This is a genomic window from Kribbella sp. NBC_01484 (genome assembly GCF_036227145.1).
Classification (GTDB): Bacteria; Actinomycetota; Actinomycetes; order Propionibacteriales; family Kribbellaceae; genus Kribbella.
Window position 1 is genome coordinate 270,344 of the sequence record NZ_CP109437.1, and the last position, 20,722, is coordinate 291,065.

Here is a 20,722-nt window from a genome sequence, read left to right on the forward strand (position 1 = left end):
CGTCCTTCGGGCGGCGCTCTTTCTTCTCTTTACGCCGTCCGATCCTCACCATTGACACCGGCGGGCGCTCGGCTCAGTTGGCCGTGTGGGTGGGCGGCAGGCCGTCGCCCTGACCGTTCACCTGGTTCGGCTGCTGGGCCGGCTGGGCCTGCGGGGCCGCCTGCTGGGTCGGCGCCTGGACCTGCTGGGTGCCTTCGGTGAGCTCCGGCTCCTTCTTCTTGGGGCCGACCTCTTCCTCCCAGATCTTCTTCGACTTGCCGAGCTGCTTCACCAGGGCCGGCAGCTTGGCCGAACCGAACAGCAGCACGACGATCGCGAGGATGACGAGCCACTCTGCGCCTTGGGGCATACCGAGGAGCGGTGCCATGTCGATCTCCCTTTCACAAACTTCTTCTCGTGGCTCAAGCGTGAGAACGTGGGCCGATACTACGCCGGAGCGTGCTCATCCTGGCGGGTCTGTCCAGACCCGGCCGCGGACTGTGCGGCGTCCAGCTTGGACTGGGCGGCGACCAACTCACGCGTCAGCGCCTTGGCCTGGCCCCACACCCTCTTCGCGAGCAGGGCGAGGACCAGAAGCCACACCGCCAGCACCGCGAGGAAGAGCAGGAACCAGTACATACCCAGGAGCCTAGCCGGTCGTCGTCCATCGCCCACGCCCTGCGGGGAGTCTGAGCGGACAACGGTGTCGGAACGTGATGGTAGAACCGTGTGTCTGCGGAGTACGCCGCGTGGCGTGGGGTCGGTAGGTATTCGGTGAGCGAGGGGTTGCGGATGTTTCGGATCGGGGTGGACGAGCGGCGGGCGCGGCTCGGGCGGCGGCACCGGCTCGGGCCGGAGTGCCGGGCGGCCGATCCGGTCGAGGCGGCCGCGGCGCTGGTCGCTTTGCACGCCACCGACCCGGCGACGGTTCACCTGAGTGTGGCTGCGCGGGTTCCGGGGAGTGACGTTGCGGGCACGGAGCGTGCGCTCTACGACGACCGGGTGTTGATCCGGATGCTCGGCATGCGCCGGACGGTGTTCGTCGTACCGACTCCGTTCGCGCCGATCGTGCAGGCGGCGTGCACGGACGACATCGCGGTCAAGCAGCGCAAGTTGCTGGTGAAACACCTCACCGAGGCCGGGGTGGCCGGCGATCCGGAGGCGTCCGGGAAGTGGCTGCGGGCGGTCGAGGAGTCGACGGCGACCGCGCTGGCGCTGCGTGGATCGGCGACCGCACAGGAGCTGGCCGCGGACGAGCCGCGGCTGCGGACCCGGCTGAGCATGGCCGAAGGCAAGGCGTACGCCGCTCAGCCGTACGTGACGAGCCGGGTGTTGTTCCAGCTGTCGGCCGAGGGACGGATCGTCCGTGGGCGCCCGCTGGGGACGTGGCTGAGCGGTCAGCACCAGTGGTCGCCGGCCGAGGACTGGCTGCCCGACAGGCTGGGTGACAGGCCGACGGCGGACGAGGCACGGATGACGCTGGCGCGGGCGTGGTTGTCGTCGTTCGGCCCGGGTACGGCGGCGGACCTGCAGTGGTGGGCCGGCTGGACGGCCGGCCAGACGAAGAAGGCCCTGACCGCGGTCGAGGCGGTCCCGGTCGACCTGGACGGCCAGGTCGGCTATGTGCTGCCGGGTGACGAGGCGCCGGAGGTTCCGACGGAGCCGTGGGTCGCGTTCCTGCCTGCCCTCGACCCGACGCCGATGGGCTGGAAGGAGCGCGCTTGGTACCTGGGCGAGCACAAGGCCAAGCTCTTCGACAACACCGGCAACATCGGCCCGACCATCTGGGCGGACGGCCGCATCGTCGGCGGCTGGGGCCAGCCCGAAACCGGCGAGGTCCGCTACCAGTTGCTGGAGGACGTGGGCCGCGAGACCGCAGCCCTGATCGAAGCCGAAGCGGACCACTGGACCACTTGGCTCGCCGGCGTCCGCGTCACCCCGCGCTTCCGAGCCCCACTGGAGAAACAGCTCAGCAAAGGCTGATCACCGTACGCCAACCGTCTTTGCCGCCGCGGACCGCGACCGCGATTGCCAGCGCGGCCTGGGTGAGGCTGGCGTTGTGATGCTCCTGACCCCGCACTGCCGACGCCGACCGCTGCATTCGAGGGGCCACCCGGCTCTTCTCTTGTGCTGCATGCCCTCGGGTGCGCGTCCAGGCCATCACAACTGGGTCTCCAGCACGACGCCCCCACGGTCCGACGCCCGAGCGCGCCGAATGTGATGGCCTGGGCGTCCACAGCCAGCCACCACACGCAGGCAGCGGCGCCCTCCCCCTCCGTGGGCCGGAAGCGCCCGCCAGGGGCGGGCATCCCGCACTCACCGACCCCCGGCAATCAACCATCACTGGCGACGAGCTGCGCGTGATGCACCCCGGCCCCGCGGAGTTGGTGAGTGCCCCACGTCCGGCTCCCGCCCAACCAGTACCTGTCCTCCCCCCGCGCCCGCCTGCCGACGCAGCACGTCCGGGACACCCCGGGCACTACCACGCCGCTAACCGGCTCGGTCGTTGCCCGGGGAGACGAGAGGCGATGCACCGAGTCGTGGATCGCGGTCCCAGAAACCGCCAATCCTCCCCCCGAATCCACGACTCGACGACTCGACGACTCGACGACTCGACGACTCGACGACCGCAGGATGTCGGGCAGGGTGCGGCCACACAGCCCGCACCGGCGCGCGACCCGAAGCCGCGAAGACCACCCCCACATTGAGCAGGAGGGCCTCTAGTGGCGGGCGGGGTCAGTCGTCGTACGCGGAGAGGGCTTCGCGGGCGGTGGCGGCGATCTGGGTGCTGAGGTCGGGTGGGTCCAGGACTGTGGCGGCGCCGCCGAGGCGCAGGACGAGGCGTTGGAGCCAGGCGGTGTCGGCGACGCGGAGCTTGACGATCAGTGAGTTGTCGGGGCCTTCCTCGACGGACTCGTTGGGGTAGTACTCAGCGACCCAGCGGGCCGGAGGCGCCAGCCGGACGGTCGCCAGGAGGTCGCGCTCGGACGGCTGGAACATGCCGTTCGACAGATCGCGCGGGGTCGCCTCGGGCGGCGGTTCGCTGGGGAGGTCGAGGAGTTTGACGGCGGCGATGCGGTCCAGGCGGAACAGCCGGACGTCCTCGGCCAGCCGGCACCAGGCCTCGAGATAGGTCCGGCCCTCCGACACGACCAGGCGCATCGGGTCCACATCCCGCTCGGTGGTCTCGTCGCGCGACGGGACGTCGTACGTGAGATGCAGGCGGCGCTGGGTGGCCAGGCCGCGGTTGACCGTCTCGGCGATCTCCGGCGCAGCCGGCTCGACGTGCACGTGGGCCGCCGCGCCCTCGCTGGCCGCCGCGGCCTCCCCCGCGGCACGCTCCAGCTTGCCGATCGCGCGGTCGACTGCCTCCCGGTCGTGTCCGGCCGTCACCTCGCGCAGGGTGCGCAGTGCGGTCAGGAGCGCCAGCGCCTCGTCCGCGGCCAGCCGCAGCGGACGGGCCAGGTAGTCCGCGTTGTTGATGTGGATGACGCCGTCGCCCTCGGCCGCCTCGATGTCGATCTCGATCAGATCGCCCATCTGCGCCCCAGGCAGCCCGCAGAACCACAGCACCTTCAGGTCGGCGATGATCTGCTTCGGCCGTACGCCGAACTCCGCCGCCACGTCGTCGACGCGAGCGCCGTCGTTCTCACGGAGATACGGCACCAGTGCGAGCAACCGCTGCACCTGGTCACGGGCATTGCTCATCCGGCCACCGTCCGAAGCCGCCACAGAACACCATCCAGCACGTCCCCGGGTCCCTCGACCACGGCATCCGGGCCGTACGACGCGATCTCCTCGGCCAGCACGCCGGAGTCGGCGTACGGGACGTGCAGCAGGTCCCAGCCCTCCTCGTACGGCTCGATCGCGTTGGCGCGGCGGCGCAGGCTCACACATGACCCAGTGCGGGCCCGGACCTTCGCCTCGGAAGTCGGCCGCGGCGGCGCCAGCTCGGACACCAGTGAACGCAGGTCCGTGCCCTCCGGCACGGTGAACGCGGCCGACGCACCGACCGTCTTCACGTCTCCGCCGATCCGCGACATCCGGAACATCCGTGTGGCCTGGCGATCCCGGTCGCGGCCGACGACGTACCAGCGGCCGTGCCAGGACACGATGCCCCAGGGCTCCAGAGTCCGCGTGGTCGGCTCGGACGCGCCACTGCGCAGGTGCTGGAAGCGCACTGCGGTCCGGCTCACTACAGCCGACCAAAGTGGGTCGAAGGCCGGCTCCGACGCACCGACATGCGGCTCGATCGCGCTGAGCGCGGACTGGTCGGTCTGGATCCCGGCGGCCTTCAGCTTCAGCACCGCCGACGTGGTCGCCTCGGCCAGGCTGGCGTGCTGCCAGACCCGGGCGGCGACCCCCAGTACGGCGGCCTCGTCCGGCTCCAGGTGCACCTCGGGCAGCTCGAACACGTCCCGGCGGATCCGGTAGCCGACCTCGTCGGAGAAGAACTTGTCGATGGTGCCCATCTCGATCGGGATGCCGAGGTCGCGCAGCTCGTCCTTGTCCCGCTCGAACATCTTCTCGAAGGCGTCGTCGGTCTGGCCCGCGTACCCCTCGACCACCTCGCGGATGCGTTCCTTGGTCACATAGGTGCGCGCGACCAGCAGGCAGATGACCACATTGAGCAGTCGCTCACTCTTCCGCGCCGACACCCGACCACCTTACGGCCTTCGAGCGTCAAAACCCGCCCTGCCGCACCGAAACCTTCGAACACGGGTTCGACCCGCCGATGGAGGTCCAGGATCCCGCTAGTGTCGCCCTGTGATTAGGTGGCGCGACGGAGTGGTGCGTGAGCTCGGGCGGAGCTGGGCCGGTGCGGTTGAACTGACTGTGATGGTCGGTGCGCAGCCTGTGCGCGCTCTGGCCTATCCAGACCTGGTGGGTACGCCAGTCCCCGGCGACCGAGTGTTGCTGAACGTCGGTGCGCTCGATCGCGGGCTGGGGACGGGCGGGTACGCGCTGGTGGTCGCCATACCGGACCGGCTGCCTGCCGACGCGCCGGAGCGCGGTCACCTGGTCAAGGCTCGGTACACGCCGCTGCAGGCGATGGTGATGGGTGCGGACGAGCAGGACTCGCCGGATCACGACGTACTGCGGGATGCGGACGACCTGTTCCGTACGCCGGTGGTCGTGGCGGACCTGCACTCCGCGCTGCCCGCCGTACTGGCCGGCGTGTACGAGGCTCGGCCGACAACCCGGGTTGTGTATGTCATGACCGACGGTGGGGCGCTACCACTCGCGTTCTCGCGGACCGTGGCGTCGCTGCGGGACAGTGGCTGGCTCAGCGGGACAGTGACCGTCGGACAGGCGTACGGCGGGGATCGTGAGGCGGTGACGGTTCACACCGGGCTGTTGACCGCCGTACACGTGTTGTCGGCGGAGCTCGTCGTACTGACGCAAGGGCCGGGCAATCTCGGGACGGGGACTCGCTGGGGGTTCTCGGGTGTGCAATCGGGTGAGGCGGTCAACGCGGTCGGCACGCTAGGTGGTCGGGCGGTGGCATCGCTGCGGATCTCGGAGGCTGATCCGCGACCCCGGCATCGGGGGATCTCGCACCACAGTCTGACTGCGTACGGCCGGGTCGCGTTGCAGCCGGCGGATGTCGTCGTACCCGATCTGCCGGGCGACTTCGGCGACGCCGTACGGGACGCAGCGGAGCCACTCAAGGCCAGGCATCGGGTCGTGCGGGTCGGAGTGGACGGGTTGTACGAGGCCCTGCGGGCCGCACCGGTGAAGTTGTCCACCATGGGCCGCGACCTCGATGGCGACCGCGCCTACTTCGAAGCCGCCGCCGCGGCCGGCCGGCACGCGGCCGGTCTGGTGGACGTGCCGTGATCATCAACGCGGCGGCTGTGCGGACACAGGACCGGATCACGGGGTTAGAGCGCGGCTGATCGGTGGATGTAGGTCCACCTGGAGTGTGGTCGCAGTACTCCTGATCCGGACGGCTTCTGCGGCGACTATTTGGTGGCCGGGCTTCTGGGCACGGTCGGGGTCGCGTCACTGGTGTCCGAACCGATCGGCTGGCTGATCCAGAACGGCGACCTCTCCACCGTCGACTGGTCCGCCACCTTCTTCACCATCGCCGTCCTCCGCTGGGTCCACCTCACCGCGGTCCTGACGGCCCTGGCCTTCACCCTTCATCCCCAGACCGCCCGCTGGTTCCACCGCTGACACAAGCCGAAGGCCGGTCCCCCATTCGGGAGACCGGCCTTCGGAACGCTTGTACTACTGGCCCGGCTGCTGCTTGGGGGCCGGGAAGGCGTTCAGGATGTCGATGACCGCGAAGGCGTTGATCGCCTTGCCTGCCTGGTCCTTCGACGGCGGGAGCTCGACCAGGACGCGGCTGCCGATCGGGATGCCGGCGAGACCGTCGAGCGCACCCGTCTGGCCGGACGGGCCGGGGCCCACCTGGAGCTGGTCGGTCGGCGCACCCGGCTGTGCGGGCTGGCCGTTGGCGGCGGGCTGACCGTCCCAGGTGCTGGCCTGCTTCTTACCGGTGTAGTCGTACACGACGTACCGGCCGATCAGCTGGCTGCCCTTCTCGATCGGCTTGCCCTTGCCGAGCGCGAACACGACCGGCTTGCCCGGCTTCGCCGGCGGCTTGGTGCCGGCCGCGACCGTCACCTTCGGCTCGGCGTTCAGCGGGCCGCTGACGGTGATCTTGGTCGGCGTCGACGGGGGAACCTCGCTCGCGTCGAGCGGGGTGTCGTTGGCGGACGCACCGACCAGGTCGACGACGAAGATCAGCGTGTCGTCACCCTTGATGCCGGCCTGCTCGTTGCCGGTCGACTTGTAGCCCTTGTCGGACGGGATGGACAGCATCACGCGGCTGCCGATCTTCTTCCCGACCAGGCCCTCGTCCCAGCCGGAGATGACCCCGCCGACCCCGATCGGGAACGACGACGGCGCACCGCGGTCGTAGGAGTTGTCGAAGACCTTGCCGTCGCGCCAGATCTGGCCGAGGTAGTTCGCGGTGAGCAGTTCACCCTTCTTGACCTCCGGCCCGTCGCCCTCCTTGAGGACCTCGGTCACCAGGGTCTTGTCCGGGTCACCTTCGCGGTGGGTGACGGTTGGCTTCTGACCGAAGTCCGAGGTCACCTTGACCCCGCCCGCCCCGAAATCGGACTTACCATCGGAGCCGCAGGCCACCAGGGACGCCCCCAGCGCCGCAACCGCGACCAGACTCAACAACTTGCGCACGAAACCAGCACCTCGATACATCCCGACGCGCTCCGCGCCGCTCGACTCAGGGGCAATAACGCCGCCCACCCTAGCCTGCACGTCCAACCGTGCCACCGGCCGCCCGAGTCACCGTTGCATCACACCACGTACAGTCACACCGCTCAGAAGCCGACTGCGTTGTGCGGTGCACGGTCCGGTCGCAACAGAGCGTCCAGCAGGGCTACACCCCCGGTGCGGTGTTCACCGATCCGCCCGGCGTGGGCCAGTTCACTCGCGCGGACCCCACCGAGGTACAGCGAACCCAATTCGTTCACGCTCAGGCTGATGTCTGCCGACTCCTCAGCCGGCGAGCAGGTAGCTCCCTCCGGCGACGCATCCAGCCGGCAGCGCCCGGCGTTCCACCCGCACAGGTCGTCGGACACATCCAGGATCAGCGAACCACTGGCGGCGTACGTGCGAGCCTCCAGTGCTTCTCGTACGTCGAGGATCCGCAGCCAGAGGTTGTCACGTGTTCGCGTGAGCTTCAGCGCCCTGGGGTTGGTCAGCATCCAGCGGAGTGGTTCGTCGACCGGACGCCTGGCCGCGACAACCCGCTTGGTGAGGTCGAAGTCGAGCAGTAGTCCCCACAACGCCCGGTAGGCATCCAAGGTGAGCGCCTCAAACGCCTCGACCTGCAGTACGCCGACCTGCTCAGGGTCCGGCGACCATGGCAGCCGGAACAACGCCGCACCATCGACACCACCACTGGGGTCCCGATGCACGAGGTGATGCGCCGGTCCGGACCCGTCCGCGGGCAGAACACCCGTCGCAAGCCCGTCCCACTTGCCAGGCAGCGGACTGATCTCCCCCACTCGCACAGCCCGCACCTGCTCGTGCAAAACCGGCCAAACGCCGGCTGCGACCGTACCGTCCACCAGCTCGAGCGAACCCGGGTCAGCGAAGTCCGCACGGAAGACGGCGTCGGTACGACGTACCTCCCAGCGATGCTGGAATGTCGCCGGAGCGAACCCGTACCGGCCGTAGATCGTGCCCTCACTCGCACTCAGCCCGGCCAGGAACTCACCACGCTGCCGGCAGTCGTCCAACATCGCGGTCATGATCCTCCGCAACAGCCCGCGCCGCCGGTACGTCGGTAGCACCGCGGTAGCCGTGACACCGCCGAGCGGAACCTGGCGCCCGCCGGGCAGCGTGACCTGGACCGACACGATCGCCGACCCACCGGCGATCCTGCCGTCCACGAACGCGGCCTGCGGTCGGAACCAGTCGCTCTGCGCCTCCTCGACGTACTGGTCCAGCATTTCCTCGGTCGCTGGGACCTGCGGTGGCCAGGCAGCGTGACCGGCGTACCAGGCGGATGGTTCGGGCTCCTCCTGGGGGAGGCCGTTCACGTACGGCAGGACGCGCAGGTACTCCCTGGTTTCGGCCGGGGTGACCGGCCGGATCTCGATCGCCATGCGGTTGTTGTACGCCGCGGGCGCCGGCCGGACACATGATTTAGCCGAGGACTACATGCTGGCGATGAGTTTCTCCACGCGCTCGTCGTGCGACTTGAACGGATCCTTGCACAGCACGGTCCGCTGGGCCTGGTCGTTCAGCTTCAGGTGCACCCAGTCGACGGTGAAGTCGCGGCGACGCTCCTGCGCGCGCTTGATGAACTCACCGCGCAGCCGGGCCCGGGTGGTCTGCGGCGGCACCGACTTCGCCTCGAAGACCCGCAGGTCGTCGACCACTCGGGTGACCGCGCCCTTGCGCTCGAGCAGGTAGTAGAGGCCGCGCGGCCGGTGGATGTCGTGGTACGCCAGGTCGAGCTGCGCGACCCGCGGGCTGGCCAGGCCGAGGTTGTTCTGCGACCGGTAGCGCTCGATCAGCCGGTACTTGATCACCCAATCGATCTCGCGCTCGATCCCGGACAGGTCGCCGGACTCGATCGCCTTCAGCGTCCGCTCCCACAGGTTCAGCGCGCGCTCGACCGCCGGCGTCCCGAGCTCGCGCCGGTCGACGAAGTCGCGGGCCTTGCTCAGGTACTCGCCCTGGATGTCCAGCGCGCTCGCCTCGCGACCGTTCGCCAGCCGGACCTCGCGGCGGCCGGTCATGTCGTGGCTGATCTCGCGGATGGCGCGGATCGGGTTGTCCAGGGTGAGATCGCGCATCACGATGCCGGCCTCGATCATCCTCAGCACGAGATCGGTGCTGGCCACCTTCAGCAGCATCGTGGTCTCGGACATGTTCGAGTCGCCGACGATCACGTGCAGCCGGCGGAACCGCTCGGCGTCCGCGTGCGGCTCGTCGCGGGTGTTGATGATCGGGCGGGACCGGGTGGTCGCGCTCGAGACGCCCTCCCAGATGTGCTCGGCGCGCTGGGACACGGAGTAGACCGCGCCGCGCGGCGTCTGCAGCACCTTGCCGGCGCCGCAGATCAGCTGCCGGGTGACCAGGAACGGGATCAGCACGTCGGCGAGCTTGGCGAAGTCGCCGTGCCGGCTGACCAGGTAGTTCTCGTGGCAGCCGTAGCTGTTGCCGGCCGAGTCGGTGTTGTTCTTGAACAGGTAGACGTCGCCGAAGATGCCCTCGTCGTGCAGCCGCTTCTGCGCGTCGACCAGCAGACCCTCGAGGATCCGCTCACCGGCCTTGTCGTGCGCGATCAGGTCGGTGACCGAGTCGCACTCACCGGTCGCGTACTCCGGGTGGGACCCCACGTCGAGGTAGAGCCGGGCCCCGTTGCGGAGGAAGACATTGCTGCTCCGCCCCCAGGACACAACCCGCCGAAACAGGTACCGCGCCACCTCATCGGGGGTCAGTCGGCGCTGACCGCGAAAGGTACAGGTGACGCCGTACTCGTTCTCCAGACCGAAGATTCGCCGGTTCACATCACCCACACTACGGCGCTGCTCCGACAACCGGGCCATGTCTCAGGCGCGCCGTACCCCGGTGTTACCCCATTGATGCGACCGGAGGCGCCAAACACCGGGCCCTTGAGCCCCTAACCTCTCGCCCATGATCGGCATCGAGCTGCATGTGTTGACGACCCGAACGGCCTACCTGTATGCCGTCGGCCACGCCAACGGCGCGGCGACAGTCATCAAGGGCCTGGGGCAGGCTGGCAGCACCTTCGCCGCCTTCTCCGACGACACCTACTTCCGCTACTACGCCGGCTCAGAAGCCCCAACGTTGTACGGCGAATAACAACATCACCCTCGCTCCGGGCTTGCGGCTTTCCGGAACATCCCGGTCACCTGGCGGCCATTTGTTTCCGGAAAGCACGTGCGGTCTCACCCGGACCGGGGACAGCTAGAGGTCGACGATGTCGAGGAGTTGGCCTAGTTCTTTGGGGTCCAGGAGGCGGAGTTCGCCGGTGTGGAGGTTGCCGCGGCGGACGGGGCCGATGGCGGTGCGGGTGAGGCGTTTGACCGGGTGCCCGATGGCGTCGAACATGCGGCGGACGATGCGGTTGCGGCCCTCGTGCAGGGTGATCTGGATGAGAGTGCGGCCGCGGATGCTGGAGATGACCTTGACGGTGTCGGCTTGGGCCGGGCCGTCGTCGAGTTGCACACCGTCGAGGAGTCTGCGGAGCACCCCGGGCTTGACGTTGCCTTCGACTTCGGCGACGTACGTCTTGGAGACCTCGTACGACGGATGCGCGAGGCGGTGGGCGAATTCGCCGTGGTTGGTGAGTAGCAGCAGGCCTTCGGTGTCGGTGTCGAGGCGGCCGATGTGGAACAGGCGCTCCGGGCGATCCTGCACGTAGTCCGCGATGCACGGACGGCCTTCCGGGTCCGACATCGTCGTGACCACGCCGCGTGGCTTGTTCAGTACGAGGTAGACGTGAGCGCTGACCGGCGGGATCCGCTCCCCGTCCACCCGAATGACGGAAACCTCAGGATCCACCCGCACCCCGAACTCGGTCACCACCACCCCGTCGACCTCGACCCGCCCCTGCTCGATCAGCAGTTCGGCATTCCGCCGACTGGCCACCCCCGCCTGAGCCAAAACCTTTTGCAACCGAATCCCGGTCTCATCCCCCATCCCGCACACCCAACTCCGCCGCCTCACGCCCGGCAATGCGCTCCCCCGCGTCGCCTACCGGCGCCGACTCAGCCTCGTCCACCGACTCTGCGTCGTCGGTAAGCGTCAGCTCTGCCTCGTCCGCCGACTCCGCTTCGTTGGTTGGCGTCAGCTCAACCTCGTCCGCCGGCTCCGTGTCGTCGGTAAGCGTCAGCTCAGCCTCGCCCACCGACTCCGCTGCGTCGGTTGGCGTCAGCTCGACCTCGTCCGCCGGCTCCGTGTCGTCGGCTGGTGTCAGCTCGGCCTGATCGGCCGGCTCCGCTCCGTCGGTGGGCTCGTCCGTCTCCGCCGACGACTCCATCGCGTCAGCGTCAACCGACTCGCTTTCGTCACCAGGATCGGCGTCGCCGGACTCATGCTCGACCTCACGGTCGATCGGCTCGGTGGTGCTCCGATCCCGGTTGATTCCCGTCTCCACGTCGTCGGCCGGCGTCGGCTCGGCGTCGTCGGGGTCGACCTCGCGGTCGGCCGGCTCGGCGGTGGTGTGATCGCCGTCGACGCCGGTGGCCGGGTCGTCCGCAGCAGGTTCGTCGGCGGACGCCGCACCGGACTCCTCCGCGCCAGCTCGGTCGGCGGACGCCGTGCCGGACCAGCCCGTGGGCTCGCCTTCCTCAGCTGGCTCGTCCGTGTCGGCCGACGACTGCCGTTGGTCGGCGGCCGGCTCGAGGTCGTCGGCTTCGGTTGTGTTCAGGTCCGCGTCGATGCTGACGGCCGGCGACTCTTGCACGTCGGCTTCGGCGGGAGGCGGCGTACGCGACTCGTCGTCTGCGTCCGGCGACGGAGCGGGCTCCGGAGTGGGTGGGAGGGTTTGGGCGGCTAGTTCGTCCTCGATGTCGTCCATGTCGGGGAGGTAGGGGGCCAGCTCGGGGAGGTCGTCGAGGGACTGCATGCCCATGCGTTCCAGGAAGTACGAGGTGGTGCGGTAGAGGATCGCCTGGGACTCGGTGTCGGCGCCGGCTTCTTCGACCAGGCCTCGGGCTACCAGGGTTCGGACGACGCCGTCCACGTTCACGCCGCGGATGGCGGAGACGCGGGCGCGGCTGACCGGTTGCTTGTACGCGACCACGGCGAGGGTTTCGAGGGCTGCTTGAGTCAGGCGCGCCTGTTGGCCGTCCAGGACGAAGCGCTCGACGTACGGCGCTGCCTCGACGCGGGTGTAGTAGCGCCAGCCGCCACCCACCTCACGCAGGTCGAACCCCCGGCCCTGCTCGGTGTACTCCGCTGCCAGTGTCGCCAGCGCCGCTGACACATCTCCTGTCGGGCGGCCGACCGCGCGGGCCAATGTGAGCACAGGCAGCGGCTCGTCCGTCACCATCAGGATCGCCTCGAGCGCCCGGCGCATGGTGTCGTCGTCGATCACCACCTCGTCGCCGACCGGCACCTCCGTCTGCCCCGGCGGCAGGTAGTCCTCATCCCCCACCACGTCGTGACCCGGTACGTCGTCCTCCGCGGAAGCAGCCGGGTTGTCCGGGGAAGTCGCACCGGCTTGGGGAGGATTGCTGCCCGATTCGGGGGCAATAACCTCCCCGGACTCCGCCGACGAGGTGGTGTCGTCGGCCTCCTCCGCATTCAGGACCGCGTGGTTCGTGGGCTCGAGTTCCACGTCCGCAGGCTGGGCGGTGGGGGTTGCTGTGGGCGGGGCAGCGTCCCCGGTGACGAGGGTCTCGGGGGTGGTTGGGGTTGGTTCGGTCACTGGTTTGCCGTCTCGGTGGGGTCTTCGGCCGGGTGGGGGGCGGGGTCGTCTTCTGCAGTGAGGGATTCGCCGGGTTCGAGGAAGGGGGTTTCGTCGGAGACCACGGGGGCCTCGCCGTCCTCGGGCTCGGGTTTGGATTCCTCGTCGAACTCGTCGGAGACGTCGATCTCGCCCTCGTCGGTGCCCGTCCAGCGAATCGTCAGCTCGCCCAACGGCGTCACCTGGTCGAAGATGACCGCCGATTCGCGAAAGAGCTCCAGCAAGGCAAGGAAGCGGCACACCGTCGTCACGGTGTCCGGCGAATCGGCCACCAGCGCGCGGAACGTCGTACTGCGTTGGCGCCGCAGCCGGTCCACGATCACCACAGCCTGTTCGCGGACCGTCACCGTCGGCGCGTGCAGGTGGGCGAGCGACACACCTTCGGGTACGTCGGTCTTCGGCGCCAGCGCACGTGCTGCCAGCGCGGCCAGTCCGGCCGGGTCGATCCCGAGCAGCACCTCCGGCAGCAGCTCCGCGAACCGCGGCTCCATCCCGACGGCCCGCGGGAAGCGCCGGGCCTCCAGCGCCATCCGCTCCTGCGCCAGCGCCGCGATCTGCTTGAACGCGCGGTACTGCAGCAGCCGCGCGAACAACAGATCCCGCGCCTCCAGCAGCGCGAGGTCCTCGTCGTCCTCGACCTCACCCTTCGGCAGCAGCCGAGCGGCCTTCAGGTCCAGCAGGGTCGCCGCGATCAGCAGGAACTCCGACGTCTGGTCCAGGTCCCACTCCGACCCGAGCGCCTTGATGTGGGCGATGAAGTCGTCGGTGATCACCGAGAGCGCGATCTCGGTGATGTCCAGCTTGTGCTTGCTGATCAGCTGCAGGAGCAGGTCGAACGGCCCCTCGAAGTTGACCAGGTGGACGCTGAACCCCTTGCCCTCAGCAACAGTCGACCCACCGTCGGTGGCGGGCAGGTCCAAGGGCAGCGAGTCCGAGGACACGGTCACTCCGGGCCCTTGAGCTCCGCGGCCTCGAGCCGCCGTACCAGCACCGAGTCCGGCCCGTGGTCGACGAAATCGGCCAGCAGGACGTCGATCGCCTCGCGGACGATCCGGCCGCGGTCGGCCATCAACCCGTGCTCGGCACGTAGCGCGAGTCTGGTCTGTTCCAGGCCGAGCAGCTCCTCCTCCGTCACGTACACGGTGATCTTCGTGTCGTGCCGGACCCGACCGCTGGACTTGCGGTCGTCGACGACGGCTGTGCGCGCGCGGACTCCGCCCGGCGCCGGGCCGTCAGTGGTGGTGCGCTTCTCGGGTCTGGTCTGCTTCGGTGCCGCACCCCCGAAGAGTTCACTGGCACCTGGCAGGCTCACCCGGCGGGACAACGCGCCAGCACCTCCTTGGCAAGGTCGCGGTACTGGGTAGCCGCTTGGGACGAGGGGGCGTACGTCGTGATCGGTTCGCCGACGACCGTGGTCTCGGGGAACTTGACGGTACGCCGGATGACAGTGTGGAACACGCGCTCGTCGAAGGCCTGGACGACCCGGTCGAGCACCTCGCGGGCGTGCGTCGTGCGCCCGTCGAACATGGTCCCGAGGATGCCGACGATCTCCAGCTTCGGGTTCAGCCGGTCCTGCACCTTGCCGATCGTGTCGGTCAGCATGGCCAGCCCACGGAGCGCGAAGAACTCACACTCCAGCGGTACGACGATGCCGTTCGACGCGGTCAGCGCGTTCACGGTGAGCAGGCCGAGCGACGGCGCGCAGTCGATCAGGATCACGTCGTAGTTCGGGACGATCGGCTCGAGCACGCGCTGCAGGGTGTACTCGCGGGCGACCTCCTGGACCAGCTGCACCTCGGCCGCGGACAGGTCGATGTTGGCCGGGAGCAGATCGAGGTTCTCCACCCGGGTCGGACGGATCACCTCGTCCGGGGTGATGTCGCGCTGCATCAGCAGGTTGTAGACCGACAGCTCCAGGTCGTGCGGCTGCACGCCGAGACCGATCGAGGCCGAACCCTGCGGGTCGAAGTCGATCAGCAGCACCTTGCGACCGGTCTCGGCGATCGCCGCGCCAAGATTGATCGTGGTGGTGGTCTTGCCGACGCCACCCTTCTGGTTGCACATCGCGATCACCTGCGCCGGCCCTGTCTTCGTCGGCCGCTGCGGCATCGGCAGGTCGGGCACCGGCCGGCCGGTCGGTCCGATCTTGTTCCTCGGACCGTGCGCGTCATTCACAGGTGCGATGTCCTCCGCGGTGAGCTTGGCCGTCGGCCTCGGCATCTCCGCATAGTTGTCGGGTGGGGTCAGGTTCCGCTGCGGCTGCGCCGGGCGCGGAGAGGTGGTGCTGTTCGGTTGTGCCTCGTTCGGTTGCGCTGCTGCCGGTTGCGTCGGGGCCGCGTGCCTGCCTGCCGGCGGCTCGTGGCCGTAGGAGGTGGACTGGTACGGCGCAGCGCCCGCCTGAGCGACCGTCGGCGCTATCGGTCGGGCCGGGGTCGGCAGGTGCTCGGTGCCCGGGAATGTCGACTCGTTCATGACTCGTCAAACCTTTCAACCGATACGGGCGATCCCAGCGACTGTAAGCGTGCATTCAAGCACTCTCAACCAGCCACTCCGCACCGGGGTGGGGCTGTTTGTCGACAAAGCTCCGGACCCGGCCGATCACCGCGTCCGGATGACCGACCGTAGTCAGATGATCGCACACCGTCCCCGGATCGGCCGCATCGGGCCTACCGTTTCACGAGCCGCTCGTACGACGCGAACCGCCTGGTCCGTGCCACGTCTCGTGGGCTGACCCACACCACCGGGGCCTTGAACAGGCTATTTCCTGTGCCAACACCCGGGTTGCTGTTCAAGCCCCCAGCAACTGGCACGCGGACAGCGCGAGTCACGCCCCACGCTCGACACCCTACGAGGACAGCGCCCTCGGATGGGACGTTGCGTAGACCTCACGGAGCTTGTCGACGGTGACCAGCGTGTAGACCTGAGTGGTCGTGACTGAGGCGTGGCCCAGGAGCTCCTGGACCACGCGGACGTCGGCGCCGCCGTCCAGGAGATGTGTCGCGAAGGAGTGCCGCAGTGTGTGCGGTGAGATCTCTTTCGCGATCCCCGCGCGCTGTGCGGCCCGGCGCAGTACCGTCCACGCACTCTGCCGCGACAGCCGACCGCCCCGTGCGTTGAGGAACAGCGCCGGCGTCCCGTGCCCCCGCCGTACCAGGTCTGGACGGCCGCGGACCTGGTACGCCGACAGCGCCTCGCGGGCGTAGGACCCGACCGGGACGACGCGTTCCTTACTGCCTTTGCCCCGCAGCAGGACCGCACCGGCCTCCAGGTCGATGTCGTCCACGTCCAGCCCGACCGCCTCGGAGATGCGGGCACCCGTGCCGTAGAGAAACTCCAGCAGAGCAGCGTCCCGGGTGGCCAAGATGGCCGGCTCCGCCTCCGCCCCGGCGGCAGCGGCAAGGATCCGCGTCACCTCGTCCACAGACAGTGCCTTCGGCAACCGTTGCGGCGGCGCCGGCGGCTTGACCGCGGCCGCGGGATCCACCGCGGTCAGCCCTTCCCGCAAACAGAACCGATGGAACCCGCGGACGGCGACCACAGTCCGGCCCGCACTGGATGCGGTGAGTGGCGGATGGTCGGCGTCGCCCTCCCGCAACCGCATCAGGAAGTCGCTCGCCACGGCCTCTGTGATCCGGCCGAGGTCGTCGATCCCGGCGGCCGCGAGGTAGTCGCCGTACCGGCGCAGGTCACGCCGGTACGACGCCAGGGTGTTCGCAGCCAGGCCGCGCTCCACCGTCAGGTGGTCCAGGTACGCGCCGACCGCCCGGGCGATGCTCAGACCAGCACCTCGTCGAGCTTCCGCTGGGGCAGGTTGTGCGCGTCGGCGACCGGGCCGTAGGTGACGTGACCGTCGAACGTGTTCAGGCCGAGCGCCAGGCTGTGGTCCAGCTTCAGGGCCTCCCGCCAGCCCAGGTTCGCCAGCTCGATCGCGTACGGCAGGGTCACGTTGGTGAGTGCGTACGTCGAGGTGTTCGGCACCGCGCCGGGCATGTTCGCGACGCAGTAGAACAGCGAGTCGTGCACCTTGTACACCGGGTCGGCGTGTGTGGTCGGGTGCGAGTCCTCGAAGCAGCCGCCCTGGTCGATCGCGATGTCGACGAGCACGCTGCCCGGCTTCATCCGCCGCACCATGTCGTTGGTGACGATCTTCGGCGCCTTCGCGCCCGGCACCAGCACCGCGCCGATGACCAGGTCGGCCTCGAGCACCGCGCGCTCGATCTCGTACGAGTTCGCGGCGATCGTCAGCAGGTGACCCTGGTAGATCCGGTCGGCCTCGCGCAGCCGCGCGATGTTGCGGTCGAACAGTTGCACCTGCGCCTGCATGCCGAGCGCGATCGCGGCCGCGTTCATCCCGGCGACACCCGCGCCGATGATCACCACGCGGGCCGGGTGCACGCCGGAGACGCCGCCCATCAGCACACCGCGGCCACCGCCGTTGCGCATCAGGTGGTAGGCGCCGGCCTGCGGGGCGAGCCGGCCGGCCACCTCGCTCATCGGGGCCAGCAGTGGCAGCGATCCGTCCGGAAGCTGGACCGTCTCGTAGGCGATCCCGGTGATACCCGACGACAGCAGCGCCTCGGTGGTCTCGGCGCTGGCAGCCAGGTGCAGATAGGTGAACAGGACCTGGTCCTTGCGCATCCGGTGGTACTCCTCGGCCACCGGCTCCTTCACCTTGAGCACCAGCTCAGCGTCCGCCCAGACGTCGTCCGCCGTCGGCACGATCCGCGCCCCGGCCGCGACGAACTCGTCATCGGGGATCAGCGAACCGTCCCCCGCGCCTTGCTCGATCAGAACCTCGTGCCCGGCGCGCGCGAACTCGTGCACGCCGGACGGGGTGATCGCCACCCGATACTCGTGGTTCTTGACTTCCTTCGGAACTCCGACCTTCACAACTCGCCCTTCTTTCACAATCCAGGTGTGCGGCCCACGTCGTTGTGTCCGCGGCCCGGCGTGAGGGGTGATGCCAGGTCGCTGCTGAGTGTAAGCCCGCAAGGTTCATACCACCTGAACGGATGGTCTGATCGCTGCATGACTCGCGGAACACCCCCCGGCGGTTCGGTTACACTCTTGTAAGACGCGGTGGCAGTCCGTGACGTTTACACCGGAATCCCTTACCCCGCAGGCTTTGCGCAATCTTGACGCAATCTCTACTTCTGTCTTAACCCCAGTTTTGCACTGCCTCGAAGAGCGACGGTTCGTGCTCTTCCGGTACCCGCATCTCAATCGCTTCAGGGAAGGTTCTGACATGGACGCTGAGATCGCCCTCCCGGGCGGCAACGTCGGTGGCGCGGTCCGGGTCGGCGACACGGTACGGCGCGCGACCGGCGCGTGGACGCCGGCAGTTCACAGCCTGCTCAACTACCTGGCGGACGCCGGCCTGACCGGCCTCCCGCGGGTGCTCGGGTTCGACGACCAGGGCCGCGAGATCCTCGACTACCTCCCGGGTACGTCGTACGGCCCCGAAGTACCCGATGACGTGCTCGCGGATGCCATGCGCTGGCTGGCCGGATATCACCGGGTCGTGGCGTCGTACCGGCCGAAGGGTGAGATCGTCTGGCGGACCAGCCGGGGTGAACTCGCGGCCGATCAGATCATCTGCATGCACGACTACGGGTACTACAACTGGATCGGCACCGAGTCCGGCTTCAGCGGCGTGATCGACTGGGACATGGCCGGTGCGGGCGTCCCCCTGGACGACATCGCCTTCACCGCGTGGAACACGGTCCCCCTCGCACTGCCGATGGATCCCGCCTACCAGGCCGCGCGGCTGCGCCTGATGGCCGACGCGTACGGCGGTGATGTGTTCACGCCGCTGCAGATCCTCGAGGGCGCTCCGATCCGGGCGCAACGATCGGCCCGCGTCATCCGCGCCGGCCAGGTTGCGGGCGACCCCGGCCTGCTCAATCTGGCCACGGTCGGCGAGCCCGGGCGCACCGAGCGTCGATTGACCGACCTGCGGCGCCGCGTTCCGGAGATCGCCGCCCACCTCTGACGTGACAGCGATCATTGACGGCCCCTCCAGCCGGTCGGGGATGCTTGGAATGGAGCCCGCCCGCTCCCAGTTGCACCCTGAGTAGGACGACGAGAGGAGTACGGCGTGGCGGTCGAACTGGGACGGTACGGGGTCTGGCACGGACCCCAGCACTGGGGTCCGGAACTGGCGGCGGGGCTGGAGCAGGCCGGGTACGGAACGTTGTGGCTGGGTGCCTCCCCGGAGGCCGATCTGCGCGATGCGGAAGTGTTGCTGGCGTCAACGAAGTCCGTTGCCGTCGGCACCAGCATCGTGAACATGTGGAAGACGCCGGCGGCCGACGTGGCGGCGTCGTACCACCGGCTGGAGGACGACTACCCGGGCCGGTTCCTGCTCGGGGTCGGCATCGGTCACCCGGAGCGCACCGGCGCGTACCGGTCGCCGTACCAGACCATCGTCGGCTACCTCGACGACCTGGACGACGCGAAGGTCCCGGTCGACCGGCGGGCGCTGGCCGCGCTCGGCCCGAAGGTGCTGCAGCTCGCGGCGACCCGGACCGCGGGCGCGCTGCCGTACCTGACGACGCCGGAGCACACCCGGGAAGCACGCCGTACGCTCGGCGGCGGAGTGCTGCTGGCGCCGGAGCAGAAGGTCGTGCTGGAGACCGATCCGGAGATCGCGCGCTCGACCGGTCGCGACTACCTGGCGTCGTACCTGCAGCTCAGCAACTACGTCTCGAACCTCGAGCGGCTCGGGTTCACCGGCGAGGACATCGCCGACGGCGGGAGCGACCGGCTGGTCGACGCGCTCGTGCTGCACGGCACGGCGGTCGAGATCGCGGCGGGGCTGAAGGCCCATCTGGACGCGGGTGCGGACCATGTCGTGATCCAGCAACTGGGCCGGGAAGGAGTCGACCTGCTGCCCGGGTACGAGGCGCTGGCAACCGTTCTCCAGTAGGGGTTCGCGGAGCCGTCCGACGACGCGCCTGTTCGCCGGACGGCACCCCTTGATTCCCGGCCGGAACGGGGGAACATCGGCAGTAGATGCACCGCACTTCGCGGTGCTCCTTGGAGGTGTTTCCCCATGACTGAGCGACACGAGTTGAGGTGGGGCGGCTTCGCCGGACTGGCCTTCGTCGTCCTGGCTCTCCTGGGCAGATTCCTGCCCGGCAACCCTCCGACCGTCGCCGACTCGGACAGCACGATCAGTGGCTGGCTGAACGACCACCGGACGACGATCCTGTTCAGCGCGCTCCTGTGGGCTGCCGCGGCCGGACTGGTGATCTGGTTCGCCGCCGCCTTCGCCGAGGCGATCCGGGAACGGAACGAGCGCAGTGACGTCCACCTGGCGCTGCTGGCCGGTTCGGTGCTGGTCGGCGCCGCGATCTTCGTGAACGCGGCACTCACCGCGGCGACCGTGTTCAGCATCGGCGGCCGGAACGTGGCGATCACGATGCTGATGTACGACGTCACCGCGGTGATGACGACGATGATCGGCGTCGCCGCCGCGCTCCCGCTGGCGGCGGCCGGGATCGGCGTGATGCGCACCCACCTGATGCCGAACTGGCTGGGCTATCTGGCTCTGCTGGCCGCCTTGGTGTCGTTCGCCGGCGCGTTCGGCGTGTTCGCAACCCACGGCGTGTTCGTTGCCGGCGGCACCTTGATGAGCACGATCCCGTTGCTGCTGTCCGCGGTCTGGATCGCCTGCGCGGGTGGCTTCATGGTCCGCGAGCACCTTCCGGAGGTGTCCACCGGGGAGGCCGCCGTACCGCAGATGTGATCCCGGGC

The 20,722-nt window shown here is 69.0% G+C and carries 21 protein-coding genes; 7 read left to right on the plus strand and 14 right to left on the minus strand.

The window, feature by feature from the left end; translation table 11 throughout:
- Positions 1 to 73 precede the first annotated feature (73 nt).
- Positions 74 to 367 (minus strand): twin-arginine translocase TatA/TatE family subunit, encoded by a 294-nt coding sequence (locus OG555_RS01200; RefSeq protein WP_328519027.1) that lies wholly within the window; start codon positions 365 to 367, stop codon positions 74 to 76.
- Positions 368 to 426: 59 nt separating this feature from the next.
- Positions 427 to 618: a hypothetical protein gene (locus OG555_RS01205; RefSeq protein ID WP_329480319.1), complete on the minus strand. Its 192-nt coding sequence runs from the start codon at positions 616 to 618 to the stop codon at positions 427 to 429.
- A gap of 153 nt (positions 619 to 771) precedes the next feature.
- Here OG555_RS01205 and OG555_RS01210 point away from each other — a divergent pair, with 153 nt between their 5' ends.
- The gene (locus tag OG555_RS01210; RefSeq protein ID WP_329480321.1) at positions 772 to 1,962 is read left to right on the plus strand and encodes a winged helix DNA-binding domain-containing protein; all 1,191 of its coding nucleotides are present in this window, start codon (positions 772 to 774) and stop codon (positions 1,960 to 1,962) included.
- A gap of 753 nt (positions 1,963 to 2,715) precedes the next feature.
- Here the strand turns inward: OG555_RS01210 and OG555_RS01215 are convergent.
- The gene (locus OG555_RS01215) at positions 2,716 to 3,687 is read right to left on the minus strand and encodes a helix-turn-helix transcriptional regulator (protein ID WP_329480323.1); all 972 of its coding nucleotides are present in this window, start codon (positions 3,685 to 3,687) and stop codon (positions 2,716 to 2,718) included.
- Positions 3,684 to 4,637: a helix-turn-helix transcriptional regulator gene (locus tag OG555_RS01220; RefSeq protein ID WP_329480324.1), complete on the minus strand. Its 954-nt coding sequence runs from the start codon at positions 4,635 to 4,637 to the stop codon at positions 3,684 to 3,686. The genes OG555_RS01215 and OG555_RS01220 overlap by 4 nt, the downstream gene beginning before the upstream one ends.
- 109 nt (positions 4,638 to 4,746) lie before the next feature.
- Between OG555_RS01220 and OG555_RS01225 the strand changes: the two genes are divergently transcribed.
- Both OG555_RS01225 and OG555_RS01230 read left to right on the plus strand, forming a co-directional pair.
- Positions 4,747 to 5,820 (plus strand): DUF3866 family protein, encoded by a 1,074-nt coding sequence (locus OG555_RS01225; protein WP_329480326.1) that lies wholly within the window; start codon positions 4,747 to 4,749, stop codon positions 5,818 to 5,820.
- Positions 5,821 to 5,952: 132 nt separating this feature from the next.
- Positions 5,953 to 6,159 carry a hypothetical protein gene (locus tag OG555_RS01230; protein ID WP_329480328.1) on the plus strand — a complete coding sequence of 69 codons (207 nt, stop codon included), beginning with the start codon at positions 5,953 to 5,955 and terminating at the stop codon, positions 6,157 to 6,159.
- Between the two features lie 54 nt (positions 6,160 to 6,213).
- Here the strand turns inward: OG555_RS01230 and OG555_RS01235 are convergent, their stop codons facing one another.
- The 3 genes from OG555_RS01235 to pafA all read right to left on the minus strand — a co-directional run bounded on the left by OG555_RS01235 (position 6,214) and on the right by pafA (position 10,037).
- Positions 6,214 to 7,188, minus strand: coding sequence for an FKBP-type peptidyl-prolyl cis-trans isomerase (locus OG555_RS01235; protein ID WP_329480330.1), 975 nt, complete (start codon positions 7,186 to 7,188; stop codon positions 6,214 to 6,216).
- A gap of 143 nt (positions 7,189 to 7,331) precedes the next feature.
- The gene (locus OG555_RS01240; protein WP_329480332.1) at positions 7,332 to 8,624 is read right to left on the minus strand and encodes a GNAT family N-acetyltransferase; all 1,293 of its coding nucleotides are present in this window, start codon (positions 8,622 to 8,624) and stop codon (positions 7,332 to 7,334) included.
- A 51-nt stretch (positions 8,625 to 8,675) separates the two neighbouring features.
- Positions 8,676 to 10,037 (minus strand): Pup--protein ligase, encoded by a 1,362-nt coding sequence (pafA, locus tag OG555_RS01245; protein ID WP_329480334.1) that lies wholly within the window; start codon positions 10,035 to 10,037, stop codon positions 8,676 to 8,678.
- Between the two features lie 127 nt (positions 10,038 to 10,164).
- On the opposite strand from pafA, the gene OG555_RS01250 reads away from it, so the two are divergent.
- Positions 10,165 to 10,353 (plus strand): hypothetical protein, encoded by a 189-nt coding sequence (locus OG555_RS01250; RefSeq protein ID WP_329480336.1) that lies wholly within the window; start codon positions 10,165 to 10,167, stop codon positions 10,351 to 10,353.
- Between the two features lie 105 nt (positions 10,354 to 10,458).
- On the opposite strand, the gene OG555_RS01255 is transcribed toward OG555_RS01250, so the two are convergent.
- From OG555_RS01255 to ald, 7 genes are all read right to left on the minus strand, one after another.
- A complete protein-coding gene (locus tag OG555_RS01255) occupies positions 10,459 to 11,193 on the minus strand; it encodes a pseudouridine synthase (RefSeq protein ID WP_329480337.1) in 735 nt (244 codons plus the stop codon).
- Complete coding sequence (gene scpB, locus OG555_RS01260) at positions 11,183 to 12,835, minus strand: SMC-Scp complex subunit ScpB (protein ID WP_329480339.1); 1,653 nt, start codon at positions 12,833 to 12,835, stop codon at positions 11,183 to 11,185. Before scpB ends, OG555_RS01255 begins: the two co-directional genes overlap by 11 nt.
- Before the next feature lie 86 nt (positions 12,836 to 12,921).
- Entirely contained in the window at positions 12,922 to 13,905 is a 984-nt protein-coding gene (locus tag OG555_RS01265; RefSeq protein ID WP_405072295.1) for a segregation and condensation protein A, read from the minus strand.
- A 2-nt stretch (positions 13,906 to 13,907) separates the two neighbouring features.
- Entirely contained in the window at positions 13,908 to 14,288 is a 381-nt protein-coding gene (locus tag OG555_RS01270) for a hypothetical protein (protein ID WP_329480341.1), read from the minus strand.
- Positions 14,273 to 15,184 carry a ParA family protein gene (locus OG555_RS01275; RefSeq protein WP_328519012.1) on the minus strand — a complete coding sequence of 304 codons (912 nt, stop codon included), beginning with the start codon at positions 15,182 to 15,184 and terminating at the stop codon, positions 14,273 to 14,275. Before OG555_RS01275 ends, OG555_RS01270 begins: the two co-directional genes overlap by 16 nt.
- A gap of 625 nt (positions 15,185 to 15,809) precedes the next feature.
- The gene (gene xerD, locus OG555_RS01280) at positions 15,810 to 16,697 is read right to left on the minus strand and encodes a site-specific tyrosine recombinase XerD (RefSeq protein ID WP_329480343.1); all 888 of its coding nucleotides are present in this window, start codon (positions 16,695 to 16,697) and stop codon (positions 15,810 to 15,812) included.
- 41 nt (positions 16,698 to 16,738) lie between these two features.
- Complete coding sequence (gene ald, locus OG555_RS01285) at positions 16,739 to 17,854, minus strand: alanine dehydrogenase (RefSeq protein WP_329480345.1); 1,116 nt, start codon at positions 17,852 to 17,854, stop codon at positions 16,739 to 16,741.
- Positions 17,855 to 18,209: 355 nt separating this feature from the next.
- Here ald and OG555_RS01290 point away from each other — a divergent pair, with 355 nt between their 5' ends.
- From OG555_RS01290 to OG555_RS01300, 3 genes are all read left to right on the plus strand, one after another.
- Entirely contained in the window at positions 18,210 to 18,956 is a 747-nt protein-coding gene (locus tag OG555_RS01290; RefSeq protein ID WP_329480347.1) for a phosphotransferase, read from the plus strand.
- A gap of 105 nt (positions 18,957 to 19,061) precedes the next feature.
- A complete protein-coding gene (locus OG555_RS01295) occupies positions 19,062 to 19,892 on the plus strand; it encodes an LLM class F420-dependent oxidoreductase (RefSeq protein ID WP_329480349.1) in 831 nt (276 codons plus the stop codon).
- 126 nt (positions 19,893 to 20,018) lie between these two features.
- Positions 20,019 to 20,714 carry a DUF4386 family protein gene (locus OG555_RS01300; RefSeq protein ID WP_329480351.1) on the plus strand — a complete coding sequence of 232 codons (696 nt, stop codon included), beginning with the start codon at positions 20,019 to 20,021 and terminating at the stop codon, positions 20,712 to 20,714.
- Positions 20,715 to 20,722 lie beyond the last annotated feature (8 nt).

Coding starts and splice junctions, on each gene's coding strand:
- OG555_RS01255 (WP_329480337.1), bottom strand. CDS start 11,193: ATGGGGGATGAGACCGGGATTCGGTTGCAAAAGGTTTTGGCTCAGGCG.
- OG555_RS01210 (WP_329480321.1), top strand. CDS start 772: ATGTTTCGGATCGGGGTGGACGAGCGGCGGGCGCGGCTCGGGCGGCGG.
- OG555_RS01205 (WP_329480319.1), bottom strand. CDS start 618: ATGTACTGGTTCCTGCTCTTCCTCGCGGTGCTGGCGGTGTGGCTTCTG.
- OG555_RS01240 (WP_329480332.1), bottom strand. CDS start 8,624: ATGGCGATCGAGATCCGGCCGGTCACCCCGGCCGAAACCAGGGAGTAC.
- OG555_RS01200 (WP_328519027.1), bottom strand. CDS start 367: ATGGCACCGCTCCTCGGTATGCCCCAAGGCGCAGAGTGGCTCGTCATC.
- OG555_RS01290 (WP_329480347.1), top strand. CDS start 18,210: ATGGACGCTGAGATCGCCCTCCCGGGCGGCAACGTCGGTGGCGCGGTC.
- OG555_RS01275 (WP_328519012.1), bottom strand. CDS start 15,184: ATGCCGAGGCCGACGGCCAAGCTCACCGCGGAGGACATCGCACCTGTG.
- OG555_RS01300 (WP_329480351.1), top strand. CDS start 20,019: ATGACTGAGCGACACGAGTTGAGGTGGGGCGGCTTCGCCGGACTGGCC.
- OG555_RS01215 (WP_329480323.1), bottom strand. CDS start 3,687: ATGAGCAATGCCCGTGACCAGGTGCAGCGGTTGCTCGCACTGGTGCCG.
- OG555_RS01250 (WP_329480336.1), top strand. CDS start 10,165: ATGATCGGCATCGAGCTGCATGTGTTGACGACCCGAACGGCCTACCTG.